The organism is Streptomyces sp. NPDC006259 (assembly GCF_042870975.1).
GTDB lineage: Bacteria > Actinomycetota > Actinomycetes > Streptomycetales > Streptomycetaceae > Streptomyces.
The window spans coordinates 852,172-874,383 of sequence record NZ_JBIAHY010000003.1; the positions used below are offsets into that span (position 1 = coordinate 852,172).

At 73.3% G+C, this 22,212-nt stretch carries 23 protein-coding genes and 1 pseudogene; 11 read left to right on the forward strand and 13 right to left on the reverse strand.

What is annotated here, in order from left to right; genetic code table 11:
* Positions 1-6 precede the first annotated feature (6 nt).
* A complete protein-coding gene (gene rpmF, locus ACFYO5_RS15065) occupies positions 7-177 on the reverse strand; it encodes a 50S ribosomal protein L32 (protein ID WP_356566008.1) in 171 nt (56 codons plus the stop codon).
* Between the two features lie 211 nt (positions 178-388).
* Here rpmF and ACFYO5_RS15070 point away from each other — a divergent pair, with 211 nt between their 5' ends.
* On the forward strand, positions 389-880 hold the full coding sequence (locus ACFYO5_RS15070) for a hypothetical protein (protein WP_388708641.1): 492 nt from the start codon (positions 389-391) through the stop codon (positions 878-880).
* A gap of 227 nt (positions 881-1,107) precedes the next feature.
* On the opposite strand, the gene ACFYO5_RS15075 is transcribed toward ACFYO5_RS15070, so the two are convergent.
* A complete protein-coding gene (locus ACFYO5_RS15075; RefSeq protein WP_356566004.1) occupies positions 1,108-1,323 on the reverse strand; it encodes a dodecin in 216 nt (71 codons plus the stop codon).
* Positions 1,324-1,544: 221 nt separating this feature from the next.
* On the opposite strand from ACFYO5_RS15075, the gene ACFYO5_RS15080 reads away from it, so the two are divergent.
* Positions 1,545-2,807, forward strand: coding sequence for an extracellular solute-binding protein (locus tag ACFYO5_RS15080; RefSeq protein WP_388708644.1), 1,263 nt, complete (start codon positions 1,545-1,547; stop codon positions 2,805-2,807).
* A gap of 20 nt (positions 2,808-2,827) precedes the next feature.
* On the opposite strand, the gene egtD is transcribed toward ACFYO5_RS15080, so the two are convergent.
* Genes egtD through egtA form a run of 4 tightly spaced genes read right to left on the reverse strand, consistent with a single transcriptional unit; the run spans position 2,828 to position 7,240 of the window.
* On the reverse strand, positions 2,828-3,790 hold the full coding sequence (egtD, locus tag ACFYO5_RS15085) for an L-histidine N(alpha)-methyltransferase (protein WP_388708646.1): 963 nt from the start codon (positions 3,788-3,790) through the stop codon (positions 2,828-2,830).
* Positions 3,787-4,611, reverse strand: a complete 825-nt coding sequence (gene egtC, locus ACFYO5_RS15090) for an ergothioneine biosynthesis protein EgtC (RefSeq protein ID WP_388708648.1) — start codon at positions 4,609-4,611, stop codon at positions 3,787-3,789. The genes egtD and egtC overlap by 4 nt, the downstream gene beginning before the upstream one ends.
* Positions 4,611-5,936 carry an ergothioneine biosynthesis protein EgtB gene (gene egtB / locus ACFYO5_RS15095; protein WP_388708651.1) on the reverse strand — a complete coding sequence of 442 codons (1,326 nt, stop codon included), beginning with the start codon at positions 5,934-5,936 and terminating at the stop codon, positions 4,611-4,613. The genes egtC and egtB overlap by 1 nt, the downstream gene beginning before the upstream one ends.
* The gene (gene egtA, locus ACFYO5_RS15100; RefSeq protein WP_388708654.1) at positions 5,933-7,240 is read right to left on the reverse strand and encodes an ergothioneine biosynthesis glutamate--cysteine ligase EgtA; all 1,308 of its coding nucleotides are present in this window, start codon (positions 7,238-7,240) and stop codon (positions 5,933-5,935) included. Before egtA ends, egtB begins: the two co-directional genes overlap by 4 nt.
* 326 nt (positions 7,241-7,566) lie before the next feature.
* Here egtA and ACFYO5_RS15105 point away from each other — a divergent pair, with 326 nt between their 5' ends.
* Positions 7,567-8,412, forward strand: a complete 846-nt coding sequence (locus tag ACFYO5_RS15105; RefSeq protein ID WP_388708657.1) for a TIGR02452 family protein — start codon at positions 7,567-7,569, stop codon at positions 8,410-8,412.
* A 33-nt stretch (positions 8,413-8,445) separates the two neighbouring features.
* Here ACFYO5_RS15105 and ACFYO5_RS15110 read toward each other — a convergent pair whose 3' ends face one another.
* Positions 8,446-8,892, reverse strand: coding sequence for a type II toxin-antitoxin system PemK/MazF family toxin (locus ACFYO5_RS15110; protein ID WP_388708659.1), 447 nt, complete (start codon positions 8,890-8,892; stop codon positions 8,446-8,448).
* 585 nt (positions 8,893-9,477) lie between these two features.
* Between ACFYO5_RS15110 and ACFYO5_RS15115 the strand changes: the two genes are divergently transcribed.
* A complete protein-coding gene (locus ACFYO5_RS15115) occupies positions 9,478-10,866 on the forward strand; it encodes a glycoside hydrolase family 43 protein (RefSeq protein WP_388708662.1) in 1,389 nt (462 codons plus the stop codon).
* Between the two features lie 78 nt (positions 10,867-10,944).
* Here the strand turns inward: ACFYO5_RS15115 and ACFYO5_RS15120 are convergent, their stop codons facing one another.
* Positions 10,945-11,472, reverse strand: a complete 528-nt coding sequence (locus ACFYO5_RS15120) for a TerD family protein (protein WP_388708665.1) — start codon at positions 11,470-11,472, stop codon at positions 10,945-10,947.
* A 338-nt stretch (positions 11,473-11,810) separates the two neighbouring features.
* Here ACFYO5_RS15120 and ACFYO5_RS15125 point away from each other — a divergent pair, with 338 nt between their 5' ends.
* The 3 genes from ACFYO5_RS15125 to ACFYO5_RS15135 are packed head-to-tail and all read left to right on the forward strand — an operon-like array spanning position 11,811 to position 13,352.
* The gene (locus ACFYO5_RS15125) at positions 11,811-12,191 is read left to right on the forward strand and encodes a nuclear transport factor 2 family protein (RefSeq protein WP_356565985.1); all 381 of its coding nucleotides are present in this window, start codon (positions 11,811-11,813) and stop codon (positions 12,189-12,191) included.
* 40 nt (positions 12,192-12,231) lie between these two features.
* Positions 12,232-12,903, forward strand: a complete 672-nt coding sequence (locus tag ACFYO5_RS15130; RefSeq protein WP_388708668.1) for a formylglycine-generating enzyme family protein — start codon at positions 12,232-12,234, stop codon at positions 12,901-12,903.
* Positions 12,904-12,929: 26 nt separating this feature from the next.
* Entirely contained in the window at positions 12,930-13,352 is a 423-nt protein-coding gene (locus ACFYO5_RS15135; RefSeq protein WP_388708670.1) for a hypothetical protein, read from the forward strand.
* Positions 13,353-13,514: 162 nt separating this feature from the next.
* On the opposite strand, the pseudogene ACFYO5_RS15140 reads toward ACFYO5_RS15135, so the two are convergent.
* Positions 13,515-13,967 (reverse strand): annotated as a pseudogene (locus ACFYO5_RS15140) (MarR family winged helix-turn-helix transcriptional regulator); the annotation flags it as partial.
* A gap of 207 nt (positions 13,968-14,174) precedes the next feature.
* Here ACFYO5_RS15140 and ACFYO5_RS15145 point away from each other — a divergent pair.
* A complete protein-coding gene (locus ACFYO5_RS15145) occupies positions 14,175-15,626 on the forward strand; it encodes an MFS transporter (RefSeq protein WP_388708672.1) in 1,452 nt (483 codons plus the stop codon).
* Positions 15,627-15,756: 130 nt separating this feature from the next.
* Here the strand turns inward: ACFYO5_RS15145 and ACFYO5_RS15150 are convergent, their stop codons facing one another.
* Both ACFYO5_RS15150 and ACFYO5_RS15155 read right to left on the reverse strand, forming a co-directional pair.
* Positions 15,757-16,134 (reverse strand): hypothetical protein, encoded by a 378-nt coding sequence (locus tag ACFYO5_RS15150; protein WP_388708674.1) that lies wholly within the window; start codon positions 16,132-16,134, stop codon positions 15,757-15,759.
* A gap of 216 nt (positions 16,135-16,350) precedes the next feature.
* Positions 16,351-17,295: an FkbM family methyltransferase gene (locus ACFYO5_RS15155; protein WP_388708676.1), complete on the reverse strand. Its 945-nt coding sequence runs from the start codon at positions 17,293-17,295 to the stop codon at positions 16,351-16,353.
* 172 nt (positions 17,296-17,467) lie between these two features.
* On the opposite strand from ACFYO5_RS15155, the gene ACFYO5_RS15160 reads away from it, so the two are divergent.
* Positions 17,468-18,349 (forward strand): LLM class F420-dependent oxidoreductase, encoded by an 882-nt coding sequence (locus ACFYO5_RS15160; RefSeq protein WP_388708678.1) that lies wholly within the window; start codon positions 17,468-17,470, stop codon positions 18,347-18,349.
* Positions 18,350-18,418: 69 nt separating this feature from the next.
* On the opposite strand, the gene ACFYO5_RS15165 is transcribed toward ACFYO5_RS15160, so the two are convergent.
* Positions 18,419-18,982 (reverse strand): NAD(P)H-dependent oxidoreductase, encoded by a 564-nt coding sequence (locus ACFYO5_RS15165; protein ID WP_356565971.1) that lies wholly within the window; start codon positions 18,980-18,982, stop codon positions 18,419-18,421.
* 104 nt (positions 18,983-19,086) lie between these two features.
* Here ACFYO5_RS15165 and ACFYO5_RS15170 point away from each other — a divergent pair, with 104 nt between their 5' ends.
* Positions 19,087-19,770: a TetR/AcrR family transcriptional regulator gene (locus ACFYO5_RS15170; protein ID WP_388708681.1), complete on the forward strand. Its 684-nt coding sequence runs from the start codon at positions 19,087-19,089 to the stop codon at positions 19,768-19,770.
* A gap of 522 nt (positions 19,771-20,292) precedes the next feature.
* Positions 20,293-21,729 (forward strand): aldehyde dehydrogenase family protein, encoded by a 1,437-nt coding sequence (locus ACFYO5_RS15175; protein ID WP_388708684.1) that lies wholly within the window; start codon positions 20,293-20,295, stop codon positions 21,727-21,729.
* 9 nt (positions 21,730-21,738) lie between these two features.
* On the opposite strand, the gene trxA is transcribed toward ACFYO5_RS15175, so the two are convergent.
* Positions 21,739-22,116 (reverse strand): thioredoxin, encoded by a 378-nt coding sequence (gene trxA / locus ACFYO5_RS15180; protein ID WP_388708687.1) that lies wholly within the window; start codon positions 22,114-22,116, stop codon positions 21,739-21,741.
* Positions 22,117-22,212: the final 96 nt, after the last annotated feature.

The window sequence follows — 22,212 nt, forward strand, 5'->3', positions numbered from 1 at the left end:
CGTCGGTCAGCCGTCGGGACGCAGCAGGCCGCGTTCGTACGCCCGCACCAGGTGCTGCGGGACGAGGTGGCGGACGCCGTCCACGGTGACCGGCACCAGTGTCGGCGTGACCGCCTTCCACTGGGCGCGGCGGTGACGGGTGTTGCTGCGGGACATCTTCCGCTTGGGCACGGCCATGGGAACCTCCTCGTCGGGCTGAGCACCGAGGACGCTACATGAAAATGGATCCCATTAACAATTGCCGGACCCTGCCGGACCCTGCCGGACCCTGCCGGACCCTGCCGGACCCTGCCGGACCCTGCCGGACCCTGCCGGACCCTGCCGGACCCTGCCGGGCCCTGCCCGGCCGTGAGGTTGCCCGCGGGCGGAAGATCCTTAGGGTGGTGCTGTGACCGACAGCAGCAGGCGGCCCCTTGCCGTGTTCGACCTGGACAACACCCTCGCCGACACCGCCCACCGGCAACGGTTCCTGGAGCGCAAGCCGCGGGACTGGGACGCCTTCTTCGCGGCGGCGCCGCAGGACCCGCCGCTCGCGGAGGGGATCGCGCTGGCCCTGGAGAGCGCGCGGGAGTGCGAGGTCGTCTATCTGACCGGGCGGCCCGAGCGCTGCCGCCGGGACACCCGCGAGTGGCTCGACCGGCACGGGCTGCCCGAGGGGCGGGTGTACATGCGGCGCGACGGCGACCGCCGGCCGGCCCGCCGCACCAAACTGGAGATCCTGCGCCGGCTCGGCGAGGACCGCGAGGTGCGGGTCCTGGTGGACGACGACCAACTGGTCTGCGACGACGCGGAGGCGGCGGGCTTCACCGTCGTCCGGGCGCGCTGGGCGGATCCGTCGGCCGCGCTGCGTGTGGCGCAGGAGCGGGAGGGGCGTACCTGAGGCGAGGGCGGTCGGCGGACCCGGCGGGTTGATCGGCCCTCCAGTCCCTTCAGCCCCTCCAGTTCCTCAGTGGTTCCCGTCCCTCCGGTCGGCGGACGTGCGACCGAACCGCGCTTCCGTCACTTCCGTCGGCGCACGTGCGACCGCACCGGCCCTTCCGTCGTCACTCCTGACGGCGGACCGTGCGGCCGGATCGTCCGTGTCGCCACGGCGGGCCGGCCGTCATGTCACTCGGACTCGTCCAGGCGGAAGCCGACCTTGAGGCCCACCTGCCAGTGCGCGACGTCACCGTTCTCGATCTGGCCGCGCACCTGGGTCACCTCGAACCAGTCCAGGTGCCGAAGGGTCTGCGAGGCGCGGGAGATGGCGTTGCGGATCGCCTGGTCCACGCCGTCGGGCGAGGTGCCGACGATCTCCGTGACCCGGTAGGTGTGGTTCGACATGCGGGTGCTCCTCTCGGCCGTGACGGCGGTGTCACCTGTGTCACGCGTCACTCCACCGTGCCCCAAGCTGCGGCGGAACGCGAGACGTCGGAGCACGGGGCGGTTTCCCCTTGACCTCCGTATTGGTCCATACCAAACTTCTGCACACCCGTTCGGGCAACCATGCCCGTTCCCCCACGTCGGGCCCCTCCACCCTGTCCACCAGGCAGAACAGGACCCCCGTGAGACGTCGCCTCCTCGCCCTCCTCTGTGTGTCCGCCTCCCTGCTGACCGGCTGCGGTGCCGTTCCCGGCATCGGCGGCGCCGACCGGCAGACCGTCACCGTCTGGCTGATGAAGGACAGCGCCTCGCAGGACTTCCTGGACCGGTTCACCGAGGACTTCGAACGCGACCACCCCGACCTCGACCTGGACATCCGCATCCAGGAGTGGACCGGCATCGGCGGAAAGGTGCAGACGGCCCTGGACGGCGAGGGCGAGGGCGGGCCGGACGTCATCGAGGTCGGCAACACCCAGGTTCCGCGGTACGTGGACGGCAACCGGTTGCTCGACCTGACCCTGGAGTCGGTGGCCAAATGGGGCCAGGACGCGTGGCTGCCCGGCCTCGCGGAGCCGGGGCAGCGCCGCTTCCACCAGTACGGCATTCCCTGGTACGCGGCCAACAGGGTCGTGATCTACCGCAAGGACCTCTTCGAACGGGCAGGCGTCACCACCCCGCCGCGCACCCGCGAGGAGTGGCTGGCCGCCACCGAGAAGCTGAACTCGGACGGGAACCAGGGCATCTACCTGGCCGGCCAGGACTGGTACACCCTCTCCGGCTTCATCTGGGACGAGGGCGGCGACCTCGCCACGGACGAGGCCGGCCGCTGGGAGGGCGCCCTGGACACCCCGGCCGCCCTGCGCGGCATGAGGTTCTACCAGCGCCTCCAGGCCCTCGGCGCGGGCCCGGTCGACGCGGACGAGGAACACCCGCCCCAGGCAGGCGTGTTCGCCGCGGGCAAGGTCGCCCAGCTCGTCGCCGTCCCCGGGCTCGCGCGGGCCGTCCTCCAGCAGAACCCCGGCCTGGAGGGCAAGTTGGGCTACTTCCCCGTGCCGGGGAAGACCGCGGCGAAGCCGGGTGCCGTCTTCATCGGCGGCTCCGATCTGGTGATCCCCCGCAACACCGACCGGCGCGAGGGGGCCGTCGCCGTCGTGGCCGCCCTGGCCGGCGCGGAGTGGAACACCGACCTGGCCCGCACCATGAACTACGTGCCGAACAAGGCGAAGCTGGCGTCGGCCGTGGCGGGCGAGGAGGGGGTCGCGGCCATGGCGGCGGGAGCCGCACAGGGCCGGGCGACCCCCAGCACGCCCGAGTGGGCCGCCGTGGAGGCGGACAACCCGATCAAGACCTTCATGACCAGGGTGCTCGGCGGAGCCGATCCGGTCACGGAGGCCCGCCGCGCCTCCCGACGGATCACGGAGGCGCTGGCGGTGTCCGCCGGCTGACCGCCCGGCCCGGCCGCGGCCTATCGCACGGTGCTCAACGAGAGCGCGAAGCGGTCCTCCCGGTCCGTCCACCAGTGGGACAACTCAAGTCCCGCCGCCGACAGTTCGGTGCGCACCCCCTCCTCGCGGAACTTCGCCGAGATCTCCGTCCGCAGTTCCTCGCCCGCCGCGAAGTCGACGGCGAGATCGAGCGCGGGGAGCTTCACCGTCTGCGCCGCGCGGGAGCGCAGCCGCATCTCGATCCACTCGTTCTCCGGGTCCCAGAGCGCGACGTGGTCGAAGGCACCGGGATCGAAGTCCGCGCCCAGTTCACGGTTGACGACGGTCAGGACGTTCTTGTCGAAGGCGGCCGTCACCCCGGCCGCGTCGTCGTACGCCCGCACCAGCACCCCCTCGTCCTTGACGAGGTCGGTGCCGAGCAGGAGCGCGTCGCCCGGCGAGAGCAGTGCCCGCACCGAGCCGAGGAAGGCCGCGCGCTCGTCGGGCAGCAGGTTGCCGATCGTGCCGCCGAGGAACGCCAGCAACCGCGGCCCCGGTGTGTCGGGGAGCGTCAGCGGCGCGGTGAAGTCGGCGATCAGGGCGTGGACGGTCAGGCCCGGCCGCTCGGCGATCAGCGCCCGCCCCGCGCCGGTGAGGGCGCTCTCGCTGACGTCGACGGGCACGTAGGTGTGCAGGTCCGTCAGCGCGTCGATGACATGACGGGTCTTCTCCGAGGACCCCGATCCCAGCTCGACGAGTGTGCGGGCACCGGCCGCGGCGGCGATCTCACCGGCCCGGTCCACGAGGATCTCGCGCTCGGCCCGCGTCGGGTAGTACTCGGGCAACTCGGTGATCCGCTCGAACAGCTCGCTGCCGTGGGCGTCGTAGAACCACTTCGGCGGCAGCGTCTTCGGGGTGGCGGTGAGTCCCTGGAGGACGTCGGCGCGCAGGGCGGCGTCCGTGGCGTCCTCGGGGAGGGAACGGGTGATCTTGAACGGGCTCACGAGCCGGTCTCCTCGGATGATGGGGGTTCCCCGGGCCGACCGGAGCCGGGAGTGGGGGAGGGTGCCGTGGCCGCGCTCGGGTCCTTCAGCGGGGTGAGCAGCACCTCGGTGCGGGTCGCCGTGAGCAGGGTGCGGTCGGGGACCTCCTGCCAGCGCGGATCGTCGTCGTAGGGTTCGGACGCCACGACCGTGCGGCCGGGTTCCGTCAGGTACCAGAGGGTGTCGCCCCAGGCCGTCGCCGTGATGGTGTCGCCGTTGCCGAGCAGCAGGTTGAGGCGGGAGCCGGGGGCCGCCTCGGCGACCTCCCGCACGGTGTCGGTGAGCGCCCGGCCCTCCGAGTCCCCGGCGCGCAGCCGGGCCAGCACCAGGGCCCATACGAACGCCGAGTCGTTGCGCGCCTCCATGGACAGCACCGCGTCCGCCGGCAGCGACCGGGCCAGCGGCTCCAGTGACCCCGGCCAGCCCGGCACGGCCCCGTTGTGGCTGAACAGCCAGGACCCCGCCGCGAACGGCGCCGCCGCGGCCTCGGCGTCCGCCCCGGCCAGCGTCGCGTCCCGCACGGCGGCCAGCACCGCGCGGCTGCGCACGACGCGGGCCAGGTCGGCGAAGGACAGGTCGGCCCAGATCGGCCCGGCCCGGCGGTAGCGGGCCGGTACCGGGTCGTCCTCGGCGTACCAGCCGACTCCGAAGCCGTCGGCGTTGACGGTGCCGTACCGCTGTCTGCGCGGTGCCCACGACTGGCGGTACAGGCCGTGCGGGGGCGCCACCAGGAGTCGGCCGAGCGGCTCGTCCGGTCCCAGGAACGCGATATGACGGCACATCAGGCGGCCCCGGTGCGGGCCGTGCGGAAGCCGGAGAAGATCTGCCGCCGGATCGGATAGTCCCAGTTGCGGAAGGTGCCCCGGCAGGCCACCGGGTCCACCGCGAACGAACCGCCGCGCAACACCTTGTGCTCCGGGCCGAAGAACACCTCCGAGTACTCCCTGTACGGGAACGCCCGGAAACCGGGGTAGGGCTGGAAGTCGCTCGACGTCCACTCCCACACGTCGCCGATCAACTGCCGTACGCCGAGCGGCGAGGCCCCCGCCGGATAGCTGCCGGCGGGTGCCGGGCGCAGGTGGCGCTGGCCGAGGTTGGCGTGCTCGGGCGTGGGATCGGCGTCACCCCACGGGTAGCGCGTCGAGCCGCCGGTCGCCGGGTCGAAGCGGGCCGCCTTCTCCCACTCGGCCTCGGTGGGCAGCCGCCGCCCGGCCCACCGGGCGTAGGCGTCGGCCTCGTACCAGGACACGTGCAGCACCGGCTCCTCGGGCGGCACGACCTCGGTGACGCCGAAGCGGCGCCGGAGCCACTGCCCGCCGTCGCGGTGCCAGAACAGCGGGGCGCCGATCCGGTGCCGGCGGATGTGGGACCAGCCCTCGGGGGCCCACCAGCGGGCGTCGTCGTAACCGCCGTCGTGGATGAACGCCTGGTAGGCCCCGTTGGTCACCGGCGTGGTGTCGATGTGGAACGCCGCCACCTCACGCCGGTGTGCCGGCCTCTCGTTGTCCAGCGCCCACGGCTCGCCGGAGGTACCCATCATGAACGGGCCGCCCGGCACGAGCACTTCCGACGGGCCGGTGAACAGCGGGACCGGTTCCGGGTCCGGGGCGGTCAGGGCCTGCGGGCCGGTGCGGAGCTGATGGGTGATCAACATGGTCTCGTCGTGCTGCTGTTCGTGCTGGGCGACCATCCCGAAGGCGAAGCCGGCCTCCGTGAGGCGCGTTCCGTCGAAGTCGGCCGACTCCAGCACGTCGAGCACGCGTCCGCGCACCTCCGCCGCGTAGGCGCGGGCCTCGGCGGGCGGCAGCAGCGGCAACGAGGGCCGCTCGGAGCGCGCGTGCTCGAAGGCGTCGTACAGCCCGTCGATCTCGGGACGCATCGGCTCACGGCCGGCCACCGCACGCAGCAGCCACAGCTCCTCCTGGTTCCCGATGTGTGCGAGGTCCCACACCAGCGGGGACATCAGCGGGGAGTGCTGGGCGGTGAGGTCGGGGTCCTCGACGCAGCTCGTCAGCAGGGTGGTGCGCTCACGGGCGGTGACGAGGGTGGTGAGCGCCCGCTCGCGCAACGCCTCGGCGTCCGCGGCCTCGGGGGCGAGGTCGGTCATGTGGGGATGTCCTTCCCGTGTGTGCGGCCTTCGGCGCCGCACAGGCGGTCGAGCTGGTCGTCGGCGGGGCTGCGGCCCTCGCGGACGTAGCGCTCCAGGTACTCGGCGACGGCGTCCGTCACCTCGGGGGTGGCGCCGATCCGGGGCAGGGCCTCCAGGGCCGTCGTGAAGCAGGCCACCGCGGTCTCGCGCAGCTCTGGGTCGGCGAGGCCGGTGCGGGCCGCCTCGTTCCACAGCGGATTGTGCGGGGCGGGCAGCGGCCCGGACCGTTCCGCGAGCGGCTTCACCGCCCGGTAGGCGCTCTCGGCGGCCTCCGGGTCGTCGAACAGCGCCGTCGTCACGGCGAGCGGCACGATCCAGCCGTCCTCGCCCGGCTGCGCGTCGATCATGCGCAGCTCCAGATGGCCACGGGGTCTGACCGGCGGGAACAGTGTGGAGACGTGGTAGTCGAGGTCCGCCCGGGTGGGGGCCCCCGAGCGGGTCCACTCCCGGAAGGTCAGATCCTCGGGCACGTCCCACGGCCCGTCGTCCCGGCGGACGCACATCACCGGGGCGTCCAGGACGTGCCGGGCCCACTCGGCGCGCGGTTCCCGGTCCAGGGCGGGCGCGCCCGCGCGGCCCGCGCCGATCTCCGTCCACAGCAGTTGCCGGCTGGAGCGCCAGCCCGTCGGAACGCCGCCCAGCAGCGGCGAGTTGGCGAAGGCGGCGATCAGCACCGGGCCCAGGGTGTGCGCCAGCCACCAGCGCCGTCCGTGCCCCAGCGGGCCGGGCTCCTCGTGGCCGGCGTCCAGGCAGACCTGCACGGAGGCCGAGGTGCACATCATGGCCCGCCCGGCCGGGCCGGCGCGGTCGAGGCACGCCTCCATGGCGTCGTAGCGCGGCTCCCGGAGGAACCGTCGCGGTGGGTGCCAGGGTTCGGTGCCGAGTCCGGCGAGGACCAGTCCCGCCTCGCGCAGGACCGCGCGGACGGCGTCCAGGTCGGCGGAGACGGTGGTCACGCACTCCATAAGGGAGGCGGCGGGCGGGGAGCTGAGTTCCAGCTGGCCGCCGGGTTCGACGGTGAGCGCCGAGGACAGCGGCACCGTCCGCAGGGCCTCGTAGGCCGCCGCGAGTCGTTCGGGTGTCACGGGGAGCCGCGGCGAGCGCAGCTCGTGGAGGAGCCATTCCACTTCGACCCCGACGGTGCGGGGTGGCCCGGTCTTGAAGCAGATGCCCTTGACCAGGGCCTCCACCTCTGCCTCGGTGAGGGCGGTACGGGTCTCCGTACAGTCACTCCCCGAAGCACTGCTCGATGTGTCTGACATGTCGGGATCCTCCTGATATGCCACCATGCCATCCGTCCGGCTTCGGTGGCGCCGGACCGGTTCGCTCATCCACCCAAGACCCTCGCGCCGAATCGCACAAGGGTGCACCGGGACGGACGGACCCTCCCTCCCGCGCCGTTTCCCGGGCGTTCGCGAGGAGACCCGCCGACGTTCCCCCTCGGCGAAACCCGGTTGCACGGCCCGTCCAGCATCGCTGACGATGCGTGCATGAGCACGACGGGGGAGACGCGGCGGACGGGCGGGGGACGGGACGCCGTGCCGGAGAGCGGGCGGCACCCGGCCGTGGCGCCCACGGGGGTGGCGCCATGAGCGCGCGGCTGCGCGCCATCGCGCGGGAGACGGAGGAGGCCGTGGCCGCGGGTGTGTACCGCACGCCCGACGGGCGCGAGGCACCGCTGGCCGCCGCGGTCCAGGCCGCTCGGGAGGGGACCCGGATGCTGGGGCCCGACCCGGTGCCGGTCCCGGCGGCCGGCCTGGAAACCGCCCCGTCCGCCCCGCGGATCGAGGTCACCGGAGAGAGCAGCCTGGAGGCCGCCCGCAGACTCGCGGACGCCCCGGTGGCGGTGCTCAACTTCGCCTCCGCGCGCAATCCCGGCGGCGGCTACCTCAACGGCGCCCAGGCCCAGGAGGAGGCGCTGTGCCGCGGCTCCGCGCTGTACACGTGCCTGCTGCGGGCCCCCGGGTTCTACGACCACCACCGCGCCCACCGCGACCCGTTCTACACGGACCGCGTCATCCACTCACCGGCCGTGCCGGTCTTCCGTGACGACCGGGGCCGGTTCCTGCCCGAGCCGTACACCGCCGGCTTCCTGACGGCCGCCGCGCCGAACGCCGGGGTGGTGCTGCGGACGGCGCCGGAGCGCGCGGGCGAACTGCCGCGCGCCCTGGCCGTGCGCGCCGAACGCGTCCTGGAGACGGCCGCGGCGCACGGCTACCGGCGGCTGGTCCTCGGCGCCTGGGGCTGTGGCGTGTTCCGCAACGACCCCGCGCAGGTGGCGGAGGCGTTCCGGACGCTGCTGGGCCCCGGCGGCCGGTTCCGGGGGACGTTCGCGCATGTGGTGTTCGGGGTGCTGGACCGCACGCCGGGGAGCGCCGTGCGGGAGGCCTTCGTACGGGCCTTCCCGGCGCCGCGGTCCCACGGCCAGGGGTGACCCCGAACGTGTCCCCGATCGGTCGGCCGGGGTTCAGCTCCAGCCGTACCGCTCCCGCAGCCGGCGCACCACCAGGTTGAACCGCATCCGGTCCAGGGCGCAGGCCTCGCGGCGCATGCCCAGCTCGTGCAGCCGCAGCACACGGTCGACGTCCACCCAGGAGTCCCGGCCCGAGCGATCCCAGGGGCCGCTGCCGATCGGCACCCACTCGCGGTCGCCGTCGTGCCGCTTGCTGGAGAGCTGCACGGCGAGGAAGGTGCCGGCCGCCTCCCGGGCGACGACCAGCACCGGGCGGTCCTTGCCCCGCCCGTCGTTCTCCTCGAAGGGCACCCAGGTCCAGACGATCTCGCCGGGGTCCGGGTCGCCGTCGTGCGCGGGCGAGTACTCGGTGCGCACCCGGCCGACCTCGCGGGGTTCGGCCTCGACGGTGGCGGAGGGGCCGAAGCGGCCCGGAACGTTCTCTTCGGTGGACGCGGTCACGAGGGCACCTTAAGGGCTGCCCTGGTCTGCCGAGGTGACCGTGTCCGCCCGCGCCCTGGTCCGTCGAGGTGACCGTGTCCGCCCGCGCCCTGGTCCGTCGAGGTGACCGTGTCCGCCCGCGCCCTGGTCCGTCGAGGTGACCGTGTCCGCCCGCACCCTGGTCCGCCGACGTGACCGCGTCCGCCCGCACCCTGGTCCGCCGACGTGACCGCGTCCGCCCACACCCCGGCCCGCCGACGTGACCGCGTCCGCCCGCACCCCGGCGACGGGCGCCTTCCGCGCGGTCGGCGGTGCCGGTGTCCAGTCGGGGGAGGAGCCCTGCGCTGCCGCCCGTCGTGGTTCATGGAGGCCGGCACCCGCCGGACACCTCCGTGAGCACGTCGTCGCCGAACGGTGACCACGGGCGGCCGACGGTGGAACACAGCCCCGCGTGCGGCGAGTTCCCCGTCCGCCACAGGTGCCGCACAGGGCACCGCCGTTCCTGTGCAAAGCATTGACGTGCCCTGGAGCCACCCCTACCTTCTGATCGACTTTCCGAACTTCGTTCGGCATGTCGAACGCTGAGCCGTAGGGAGAGAGCCGCACATGACCACACGTCGCCCCACCCCGTCCCGCCGCAGCCTGCTGCGCGCGATGGCAGCCCTGCCCGCCTCCGCGCTGGTGCTCGGCGAGATGCCCGGCCTGCTCGGCACCGCGCTCGCCGCCGCCCCGCCCGGCGGATCGGCCACCCGCTACACCATCGTGCCCTTCCTCAACAGCGACGACGGCACGGTGAACGTCTACCAGGCGGACGACGCCACCGACTTCCGCCTCGTCAGGTCCGCCGCCTACACCCCGCCCGCCAACCGCATCCGCGACGCGAGCGTCATCAAGCACACCAACGGCTACTACTACCTGACCTACACCACCCACACCTGGCAGGACCCCAGCACCACCATCGGTTTCGCCCGCAGCTCCGACCGGCTGACCTGGACGTTCCTGTACGACTACCCGGTTCCCGTCGCGAACCTCTCGCGGGCCTGGGCCCCGGAGTGGTTCGTCGACAGCGACGGCAGCGTCAACATCATCGTGTCCTGCTCCACCACGGACGACGAGTGGATGTTCACCCCCTACCTGCTGAAGGCCACCAACCCCGGCCTCACCGCCTGGAGTTCACCGGTCGCCCTGTCCGGCATCGGCGAGAACCACATCGACACCTTCATCGTGAAGCTCGGTTCGACCTACCACGCCTTCACCAAGAACGAGACGACCAAGTACATCGAGTACGCCACGGCCACCAGGCTCGCGGGCCCGTACACCATCTCCCGCACGGGCAACTGGGCCGGCTGGGGCAGCTACCGCGAGGGCCCGGCCCTCGTCCAGCTCGACAACGGCGGCTGGCGCATCTTCTTCGACGGCTACGGCGACGGCTCCTACTACTACAGCGACAGCTACGACACCTTCACCACCTGGAGCGCGCCGAAGGCCCTCCCGGGCGTCTCCGGCACGGCCCGCCACTTCACGGTCGTCAAGGAGACGGTGACCGGCGGTGTGAACCTGCCCAAGAACGTCACCCGCTCCTTCCGCTCCGTCAACTACACGACCCGCCACTGGCAGGCGCAGTCCTCGCTGCTCAACCTCTCGGTGGTGACCGCCTCCAGCACCACCGCCGAGAAGCAGGCGGCCACCTTCACGGTCGTGCCCGGCCTCGCGGACGCGAACGGCTACTCCTTCCGCGACGCCTCCGGCAACTATCTGCGCCACTACTCCTTCCGCGCCCGTTTCGACCCGAACGACGGCACCCCGACCTTCGCCAAGGACGCCACCTTCATCGCCCGCACCGGCACCACGAGCGGCTCGGCACGCTTCGAGTCGTACAACTACCCCGGGTACTACCTGCGCCACTACGACTACCAGCTCCGCGTGGAACAGCCGGACGGCACGGAGCTGTTCCGCCAGGACAGCTCCTTCCTGCCGGTGACCGCCTGGGCGTGAGCCGCCGGGCCCACAAGGCCGAGCCCGGCCCGCCGGCCGCCGCCGACGACGGGGTTCTCCCGCGCGGGCGCCGTACGCCTACGGGACGCCGCCCATCTCCGCGGTGAAGGCCACGGGGTCGCTGTCGAACCCCCGGACCAGTTCCCGGAACGTCCACTTCGTCAAGGTGTCGCGGGTGAACTCCGCGACGGTGGCGGCGGTGGAACCGGCGAGCCGGGCGAAGTCGTCCTTGAGCAGCTCGCGGTACCCCTCCACCACCAGCACCCCGGCGTTCGTCAGATCGCCGAAGGTCTTCGGCCCGCTGTTCTGGTGGATCACCACGCCCACGACCACCCGGGCGAAGGAGGACGCGAGGCGGTCCAGCTCCAGGGTCATCACCTCGACATAGCCGAAACCCTGACCGGTCAGGCTGTGCCGGTTCATGTTGATGGTGCCGTCCGGTGAGCGGCTGTCGAAGTGGACGACGTACACCGGCGGCCCGTGGGGGGCGTCCGCCGAGTAGGTGGCGGCGATGATGTCGAGGTGATGGGGTGGCTCGTCCCAAGGGGTGGGGTCCCACTTGAGCCGGACCTCCGCCTTTCCCAGTCCCTGGCTTTCGCTGCTCACCGGATCGCCGCCTCTCTCGTGTCGGGCACGGGACGCGCACCCGCAGGGGTCAAGTATGGCTCCCGGCCGTACGGTTGCCTTCCCGGAGGGACCACGGCAGGCGCCCCGGCGGCGGTCGGACCGGGTGACCCGGGGCGGGCCCGGCCCGACGGGGGGCCGCGGTCACGCCGACAACCTCCTCGCCGTCGACGGCGGCGCGGCGAGCACGGGGCGACCCCGGCAGCCATGATGATCACTGACAGGCATGCGCCGAGGTACGCCCTCGTCCTGCCGCCCGGTGACGGCGACCCCGCCGGTCGAGCCGGCGGCACGGGCGGGGCACGACGACAGGAGCCCCTATGAACCCCTCAGCCGACGTGAACACACGCATGGAGGTCATCGACGCCTACCGGGCCCATCTGCACGCGATGGCCGACGGTGACACCGCCGCGCTCGACGCCCTGCTCGACGAGGGGTTCACCCTGACGGAGACCACGGGGGACCAGCAGCCGAAGGCCGCCTGGCTCGCGGACCTGCGCGCCGCCACGTTCGTGCCCCAGGCGATCGAGGAGAAGACCGTGACCGTCACGGTCGACGGCGGCACGGCACGTCTGGTGGGACGCGTCATCACGCGCTCGACCGACGCCGCGCAGGAGGACCGCCGACTCCAGCTGACCATGGACTACGCCCGCGTACGCGACTCCTGGATCGCGCTGCGCGCCGTGGCCAGAAGCTGGTGAAGCGGGCCGGGCCCGCGTCCCGGGGTGAGACCATCGGCCCATGGACGTGAGGGCGGGGGACCGGATGGTCGACGTGGCGGCGGGCCGGGTGACGCTGGCGGACCGGCGGACGGGCCGGACCTGGGAGGTCGAGGTCGCGCCCTACCGGATCGGGGCGTACCCGGTCACCCGGGAGCTGTACGCCCGCGTCACGGACGGGCTGCCGGACGGGCCGCCGGGGCTGCCCGTGGAGAGCGTCTCCTGGTTCGACGCGGTCCGCTTCTGCAACGGTCTGTCCCGGCTGGCCGGGCTGACACCGGCCTACGACCCGGCCGCCGACGGCGAGAGCGTCGGATGGGATCCCGCGGCCGACGGGTACCGGCTGCCGACCGAGGCCGAATGGGAGTACGCCTGCCGGGCCGGCACCACCGGGCCGCGCTACGGCTCCCTCGACTCCATCGCCTGGTACCGCGGCAACTCGCAGGAGCGGATCCACGAGGTGGGCGGCAGGCTCCCCAACGCCTGGGGACTGCACGACATGCTCGGCAACGTGTGGGAGTGGTGCTGGGACCACTACGACACCGAGGTCTACGGCACCTACCGCGTGCTGCGCGGCGGCGGCTGGTTCGACGAGCACTGGAGCTGCCGGGCCTCCGTACGGCGCCGCAGCCACCCCACGTTCCGGGTGGACGACGTCGGTTTCCGCGTCGCGCGGTCGGCGGGCGCGCGGTGAGGGGCCGGCCCGTCGCGGTGGTGTTCGTGACCGCCGCGCTGTCGGGGTGCGCACTTCCCGGCCGGGAGGCGCCCTGCACCCTGATCGGCATGGACTCGGCGGTCGGCGTGCTGTGGGCGCCCGCCGACTTCGGGCGTGCGGCGGACGCGGCCCTCGTACGGGTGTGCGCGGGGAAGCGGTGCGCGCAGCGGGCGTCCGGCCGTCCCGACGACCCGTTCGCGAGCGTGTCCGTCCGGCTGTCGGACGACGTCGGCCCCGTCACCGTGCCGGTACGCCTCACCGTCACCTCGGCGGCGGACGGCCGGGTTCTCGTGGCGGACGAGGTCGCGGCGCGGCTGACGGAGCAGCACCCCAACGGTCCCTCCTGCTCGCCCACGGCCTGGACCGCGAGCTACCGCGCCCACCCGGAACGAGGGCTCGTCCCCGCGGCGGGGACCGGCCTGCGCTGACCACGGCGACCGCGGTCAGCCGCGGTCAACCGCGCGCCTCGCCGTCGAGCTGTCCTCGCCGTTCTCGCCGTCGGAGCCGTCGGAGCCGTCGGAGCCGTCGGAGCCGTCGGAGCCGTCCGAGCCGTCCTGGCCGTCGGAGCCGTCCTGGCCGTCCTCCGTGGACGGGCGCGGCCACGGGCGTCCGCCGATGGCCTCGATGCCGTTGTTGAAGCGCTTCAGGTACGAGGCGAACGCGGCGATGTCGTCCGGCGACCAGTCGCCCATCACCCGGTCCAGAACCTCGACGATGCCCCGCCGCTCCTCGTCGAGCAGCCGCTCGCCCTCCGTCGTGAGCCGGAACTTGCGGGCCATCCCGCCCTGCGGATCCGGGATCCGGTCGAGCAGCCCGGCGCGCACCGCGGCGGCGGTCTGCCGGTTCAGGGTGGAGGCGTCCAGCCCGAAGGCGTCGCTCAGTTCGCCGATCGACATCGGGCCCTGGACGCCGATCCGGCTCAGCAGGATGTAGGCGCTGCGCTCCAGCGCGCCGTCCGTGCGGCGGCCCCCGCGCCGGCTGAGGAACGTGTGGCGGCTGAGCAGCATCTGCTCGTACTCGACCTCGTGCGTCGGCCTCTGCATGTGCCCGAGCCTCCTGTTCGCGCGGCCCTCCCCGGGGCCCGTCCCGGCGGCGGCCGTTCCATCCTGGCACATCGCCGTGCAAGGACCACATCATGTGGCTCATGCACTACACATGTAGGATGCACATCCCTGCCCGTGGCTCGCTCCCGCCCCCGGTGCCCTTCCCCGGATCCCGAGCCGACCCCCAGAGAGAACGAGGACTCCGCCATGGACGCCCCCCAGCCCACCGCACGCGCGGGTGGCGTGGTCGCCACACTCGCCCTCGCCGGCGTCACGGCCGCGATCATGCAGACCCTGGTCACCCCGCTCATCGCCGAACTGCCGCGCATCCTCGACACCTCGTCCTCGAACGCGGCCTGGGTCATCACGGTCACCCTGCTGGCCGCGGCGGTCTGCGTGCCGGTCGTGGGCCGCCTCGGCGACCTGTTGGGCAAGCGCCGCATGCTCCTGGCGTGCGCCGTGCCGCTGATCGCGGGCTCGGTGATCTGCGCCCTCGCCTCCGACGTCGTCACGATGATCGTCGGACGCGGACTCCAGGGCATGGGCATGGGCATGCTGCCGCTCGGCATCGCCCTGCTCCGTGACGTCCTCCCGCCGGAGAAGCTCAGCTCCTCGATCGCCCTGGTCAGCGCCTCCATGGGCATCGGCGGCGGCCTCGGCCTGCCCATCGCCGCAGCGATCGCCCAGTACGCGAACTGGCGCGTCCTGTTCTGGGGCTCGGCCGGCCTGGCCGTCGTCGTCACCCTCCTCATCTGGTTCCTGATCCCCGACGTGCCCGCCGGCGCCAAGGGCCAGCGGTTCGACCTGCCCGGCGCGCTCGGCCTCGGCGCCGGCCTGGTCTCCCTGCTGCTCGCCGTCTCCAAGGGCGCCGACTGGGGCTGGGGGTCGGGCACCACCCTCGGCCTGTTCGCATCCGCCCTCGTGATCTTCGTGGCCTGGGGATTCTGGGAGACGCGCACCACCGACCCGCTGACCGACCTGCGCACCACCGCACGACCGCGCGTACTGCTCACCAACCTCGCGTCCGTCTTCGTGGGCTTCGCGATGTACGCCAGCATGCTCGTCATGCCGCAGCTGCTCCAGTTCCCGGAGGCCACCGGCTACGGACTCGGCCAGTCCATGCTCGCCACCGGCCTGTGGATGGCCCCCGGCGGCATCATGATGATGTTCGTCTCCCCGCTCGGCGGGCGGCTCACCAACGCCCGCGGCCCGAAGTTCACCCTGGTCTGCGGAGCGCTGGTCATCGCCGCCGGGTACGGCCTGTCCATGGCGCTGATGGGCTCCGCCTGGGGCCTGATGGTCGTCGGCATCGTGATCAACAGCGGCGTCGGCCTCGCCTACGGCTCGATGCCCGCCCTGGTCATGAGTTCGGTCCCGGTCTCGGAGACCGCCGCCGCCAACGGTTTCAACACCCTCATGCGGTCCCTGGGCACCTCGATCGGCGCCGCCGTCATCGGTGTCGTCCTGGCCCAGATGACGACCACCCTGGGCGGCTACACGTTCGCCTCCGAGGACGGCTTCCGGACCGCGCTCCTCGTCGGCGGCGCCCTCGCCCTGGTCTCCGCGGCCATCGCGGCCTGCATCCCGGGCGTCCGCCCGTCCGCCTCCGGCGCGGAGCGGGCCGACGCGGCCGGCACGACGGAGCAGGCCGTGGCCTGAGCCCGGCAGGGTCCAGCTCCCCGGCGTTCTCGGCGGCCGGCAGCAGACCGGCGCACACGCCCTCGACCGGCGCCCGATACGGGGGTCCGGGTGCCGGCCGGTACTCGACGGACACCACGACCCTGTCGAGTTACCGAGCCCCGTCGAGTACCTGGTCGACGCCGCCCCGGTGCGGGCCGAGGACCGTGCCGCCGTGCACGTGGTGGACGACCGGCCGGGGACGGGCGTCGGCCGGGGCGGTGGGCCGGCAGCTCAGCGGCGAGATGTCGCGGGCGCCGCCGGCACCGGGCCCGGCCCGGTCCTCCACCTCGAACACCCGGTCCTCCACCTCGAACGCCCCGCCGACGCCTGTGCCGGCAACGCGATGCCCGGGGCCCGGGGCCCGCCGGACCGTCTCGATGTCCTCAGGGCCCCTGCCGGGCGAGATGGCGTCCCTGATCGGCTCCAGGGCGGCGGCGGATTCGGGGTCGGGCTGGGCGGCGGCACGGTCGTCATGGTGTGTCCTCACGCGGTACGCGGCGGTCCGTGCCGCCGTCGTCGGCGCCCTCCCGCCGCGCGGGGCTGCGCCGGACGGCGGGAGCCGCCCGCCGCCCGGCGGGTACCGCCGCACCGGGTCGTCGCCACCGGGCCCATTGAGAGCCGTCCGACAGCGCGCCGTCCCGACGTGGGCGTCCCGACGTGGTCCGTCCGCCGTGAGGAGGGCGCGCCGTGAGCCGGGGGCGCGTTACGGCTTGGGGGCCGCGTCCGCGCGCATCAGCACGCAGTCGAACTCGATCACCCGGCCGGTGGTCGCCTCGCGGGTCACCGGGTACATGCCGGTGATGCCGAACCCGGCCGCCTCGTACGTCGCGACGGCCTCGCCCATGCCCGGACTGCCCTCGTACAGCCGCAGCACCGCGACCTCGGACTGCATGCCCACGAACTCGTCGACGCGCTTCCCGGCCCCCGCGAACACCTCCAGGTCATAGCCCTGGGTGTCCATCTTGAGGAAGGGGCGCGGATCGGCGAGGCCGTCCAGCGCCTCGTCCATGACCTCGTCGAGCCGCCGGATGCGGATCTGCTCGGTGTCGGACCTGTTGAACCGGCTGTACCGGTCCTTGCCGTAGTCGCTGGGCCCCAGCAGGGAGTTCATGGTCTTCCAGCCCGTGTGGATCTCGGCGGTCGTCTCCTCGCGGCCCAGACCGCACTGGTACACGTGCCAGTCGGGATCCTGAGCGGCGGCCTTCTCCAGCTTGGCGAACGTCTCCGAGGTGGGCTCGAACGACACGATCCGCCCTGTGTAGCCGAGCCGGCGCAGCCGCCGGGCGTACTGGCCGCTGTTGGCGCCGACGTCGAAGACGCAGTTCGCCTCGTACAGGGCGAGCATGGCGGCGACGTGCTGGGTGCACAGGTACTCGGCCGCCGCGAGTTGCAGTTTTCGTTCGTCGCGCCGCGCCGCCGCGTCCATGAGCAGCAGGGCGCCGGTCTCGCCGAGCCGGACGGCACTGGTGTCCGTGGAGTCGGCCGCGCCGGCCTTCGTCCGCCGGACGATCCAGGTGCCCCGGTCGGCACCGGTGACCGACAGGGGGGTGGCGGACCGGGACACCAGTGCCGTGCCCGGGGCGAGGTCGGTCACCTGGACGCCGATCCGGGGCATCAGCCGCAGGAGTCGTCGATAGAGAGTCTGCATCCCGCCAGCCCTATCAGACATGACGGGGTGCGGTCGCCCTGTTGAACGACATTCGGGGCCGTGGTTGACCACCTTCTTACACACGGCGCGTCCCCGGGCCCGTTCTTGACCTCGAGAGCGCTCCAGCGCCTAGCGTCGAGGCCGCTGACAATTCCGGTGGACGGAGACGGACATGCGTGTGGGTGTGCACATCAACCGGTTCGGCGGGTCCGGGGGCGGGCCCGCTCTCGGCGCCGAACTCGCCGCGGCCGGAGCCGCCGCCGAGGCGGCCGGGGTGAGCCGGCTGTCGGTGATGGACCACTACTTCCAGATGGAGTTCAACGGCGGCGCCGAGGAGCCCATGCTGGAGGCGTACACGACGCTGGCCTTCCTCGCCGCCCACACCTCCACGGTCCGCCTCGGCGCGCTGGTGACCGGGGTGACGTACCGGCATCCGGGCCTGCTCGCGAAGATCGCCACGACGCTGGACGTGGTGTCCGGCGGGCGGGCCTGGCTGGGCATCGGGGCGGCCTGGTACGACCGTGAGCACGAGGGGCTCGGCGTGCCGTTCCCGCCGGTCGCCGAGCGGTTCGAGCGGCTGGAGGAGACCCTGCGGATCTGCCGGAAGATGTGGGACCCGGCCGACAACGGGCCCTTCGAGGGGCGGCACTACCGGCTGGCCGAGACCCTGTGCGTCCCGGCACCGGTCAGCACGCCGCACCCGGAGATCCTCATCGGCGGCGGGGGCGAGCGCAAGACGCTGCGGCTGGTCGCCCGTTACGGCGACGCCTGCAACCTGTTCGCCTCCTCGCCCGAGGAGGTCCGCCACAAGCTGGACGTCCTGCGCGGCCACTGCGACGCGGAGAACCGTGACTACGCGACGATCCTGAAGACGCTCACCCACACCGGCGACGCGGTCACCGAGGGGGACCTCGACGCCTTCCTCGCGGACGTCACCGGCTACACCGGACTCGGCGTGGACACGGTCATCCTCGCTCCGCGACTGGGGGAGACGTCGGGGTGGCTGGAGCGGTTCGTCGGCCCGGTGGTCGAGCGGCTGGCGGAACTGGACTGAGCGGCCGACGGGTGTGCCACGACCGCGAGGGGTCCGGAGAACCCGGACCCCTCGCCGCCGCCATGGCGATCAGGCGGCCACGGTCTCGCCCGCGTGGCCGTGCAGCCGGGTCACGACCTCGGTCAGCTGCGCGGCGACCTCGGCGTCGTCGGCCGGGTGGGTCTCGGCGAAGCGGGTCAGGGAGCCGGGGATGGAGAGCTTGAGGTCCTCGATCACCTTGCCGCCGGCGATGCCCACGGCCTTGCGGGCCTCGTCCTGCGCCCACACGCCGCCGAACTGGCCGAAGGCGGTGCCGACCACGGCGACCGGCTTGCCGCCGAAGGCGCCGGCGCCGTAGGGGCGGGACAGCCAGTCGATGGCGTTCTTCAGTACGGCGGGGATGGTGCCGTTGTACTCGGGCGAGAAGAGCAGGAAGGCGTCGGCGGACTGGGCGGCCGCACGCAGCTCGGCGGCGGCGGCCGGGACGCTGCCCTCCACGTCGAGGTCCTCGTTGTAGAACGGGATGTCGGCCAGACCCTCGAAGAGGTCGACCTCCGCGCCCTCGGGAGCGACCTTGACGGCCGCCTCGGCGAGCTGACGGTTGGTGGAACCGGCGCGGAGGCTGCCGACGAGCGCAAGGATGCGGACAGACATGGGTTACTCCCAAAGGGGCTGAAACATTGCCGTTACGATCCGGACCGAGGTCCGCTTATCAAGTTGTAGCACTCTAACCGGACCGCGGTCCAGTTTCTTCCCCGGTGCTTTACGCTGAGTTCATGTCCGCCGCGCTGCCCCCCTTCCCCGGACCCGAGACGCCCCTCGGCGAACCCGAACTGCTCCAGCTCGGGTCGGCCGGGGACGAGCCCTGTCTGCGCGCCGACGCGGCCCGCAACCGCGCCCGGCTGCTGGACGCCGCCGCCCGGCTGGTCGCCGAGCACGGTGCGGCCGGCGTCACCATGGAGGCCGTGGCCGTCGCGGCGCACGTCGGCAAGGGGACGGTCTTCCGCCGCTTCGGCGACCGCACCGGCCTGCTGACGGCGCTGCTCGACCACTCCGAGCGGAAGTTCCAGGCGGCCTTCCTCGGCGGACCGCCGCCGCTCGGTCCCGACGGCGCGCCGGTCGAACGGCTGCGGGCGTTCGGCGTCGCCTACCTGCGCCGCGCGATCGACGAACTGGACCTGCTGCTCGCCGCCGAGGCCGGACCGGACCGCCGCTTCACCGGTCCGGTCCGCCGCCTCCACCACGGCCACCTCTCCCTGCTGCTGCGCCGGGCGGCACCGGACGCCGACTCGGACCTGCTGGCCCACACGCTGCTGGGCTACCTCGACCCGCCCCTGATCCACCACCTCGTCCGCCAGTGCGGAACCCCACCGGCCCGCCTGGAATCCGGCTGGAACGACCTGGTCGACCGGGTCACGGGAACCCGCGGCGGCCACGACTGACGTCGAGACAACCCACGGGGCCGCCGGGTCCGGCGACCGGCCTCCGCCCGCGGACCGCCCGTGAGGGCGGAGCCGCCGGAGCCGCCGGAGCCGTGCCGGAGCCGCCGGACCCGCCGGAGCCGTGCCGGACCCGCCGGACCCGCCGGAGCCGCCGGACCCGTGCCGGGCGCGGTGCCGTCCGGTGGCGGCAGGTCGGCAGCCGGCCACCGGCGGGGTGAACCGGTCCTTGCGGCCCGCGCCCTCTTCGAGCGGCACCCGCGCGTGGTGCCCGCGGCCCGCCCGGTTCGCCCGCCGCCCTTTTCCGCCGCCGGACGACTACGATGTTGCACGCTCAACCAGATACGCGTCAGACCCCCGACGCAGCTCCCCGGCTGCGCCGGACCGACCCCCGACGCAGCTCGCCGGCTGTGCCGGAGCACCGCATCCCCCCCACGCGGCCGCCCCGACGGGCGGCGAAGACACGGGACTTCCGGGACCACCGCTCCCGCACGAGTCCCGCGGGTCACTGATCGGAGAGCCGTCATGCCGTTGCTCGACCCCACCACGTGGCAGTCCCGCCGCCCGTCGGGCCCCGAGTATCCCGTGAGTGAGCCCGCCACCGGCTCCACCCTCGGCACGGTGGTCCTCGCCGGCGCGCAGGACGTCGCCCCGGCCGCGGAGGCCGCCCTGGCCGCCCAGGCAGAGTGGGCCCGCGTCCCCCACTTCGTCCGCGCCGGCGTACTGCGCAGGGCCGGCGACCTGTTCGCCGCGCACGCCGACGAACTGCGCGAGTGGCTCGTGCGCGAGTCCGGTTCGATCCCCGGCAAGGCCGACTTCGAACTCCATGTCGCCGCCCAGGAGTGCTACGAGGCCGCCGCCCTCGCCTCCCGTCCGGCCGGCCAGGTCCTGCCCAGCGAGGCGCCCCGGCTGTCGTACACGCGCCGCGTCCCCGTGGGCGTCGTCGGCGTGATCTCCCCGTTCAACGCCCCGCTGATCCTGTCGATCCGCTCGGTCGCGCCGGCCCTGGCGCTGGGCAACGCGGTCGTGCTGAAGCCCGACCCCCGCACGGCGGTCTGCGGCGGGCTCGCCCTGGCCGCGGTCTTCGCGGAGGCCGGCCTGCCCGACGGCCTGCTGCACATCCTGCCGGGCGGCGCCGAGACCGGCGCGGCCCTGGTCGCCGACCCGCGCATCCCGGTGATCTCCTTCACCGGCTCCACCGCGGCCGGCCGGACCGTCGGCGAGGCCGCCGGCCGCCACCTCAAGCGCGCCCATCTGGAACTCGGCGGGAACTCCGCCCTGATCGTCCTGGAGGACGCCGACCTCGACGCGGTGATCTCCACCGCCGCCTGGGGCTCGTTCTTCCACCAGGGCCAGATCTGCATGACCACCGGCCGCCACCTCGTGCACGCCTCGCTCTACGAGGAGTACGTCGAGCGGCTCGCGGCGAAGGCCGATGCCCTCGCCGTCGGCGACCCGCACCGCGCGCAGGTGCATCTCGGCCCGCTCATCGACGGCGGCCAGCTCGGCAAGGTGCACGGCCTGGTCGGGGCCAGCACGGCGGCCGGCGCGAAGCTCGCCGCCGGCGGCACCCACGAGGACCTCTTCTACCGTCCGACCGTCCTCGCGGGCGTCGACGACCACACCCCCGCCTACGCGGAAGAGGTCTTCGGACCGGTCGCCCCGGTGCGCTCCTTCGCCACCCCCGACGAGGCCGCCGCACTGGCCGCGGCCGGCTCCTACGGCCTGTCCCTCGGCATCGTCACCCGCGACCCGGCCCGCGGCCTCGACCTCGCCGAGCGCATCCCGACCGGGATCGTGCACATCAACGACCAGACGGTCAACGACGAGGCCGTGGCGCCGTTCGGAGGGGTCGCCGCCTCCGGCACCGGCGCCCGCTTCGGCGGCGAGGCCAACCTCGAGGCCTTCACCGACGTGCGCTGGACGACGGTGCGGGGAGACGTGGCGCCGTACCCCTTCTAGTCCCGGGGGTCACTCGCCCTGGGCGGTCCGCTGCTCCGCGACGGACTTGCGGACCTCGTCCATGTCCAGCTCGCGGGCCTGTCCGATGACGTCCGTGAGCGCGGCCTCGGGCAGGGCGCCCGGCTGCGCGAACACGGCGACACGGTCGCGCACGATCATCAGCGTAGGGATCGACTGGATGCCGAAGGCCGCGGCCAGCTCCGGCTGGGCCTCGGTGTCCACCTTGCCGAACACGAGATCCGGGTTCTCCTCGGCGGCCTTCTCGTAGACCGGGGCGAACTGACGGCACGGCCCGCACCAGGACGCCCAGAAGTCGATCAGGACGAAGTCGTTGTCGGTGACCGTCTGGTCGAAGTTCTCCTTGGTCAGCTCCACGGTGCTGCTCATGACGTCATTCCCTCTTCCCGGTGCTTCCTGCCGGGCCCTCCCGGCATGGGGTGAAGCCGTCCGCCAGAACGCGGCCGACCGGTCGCCTATTCCGCG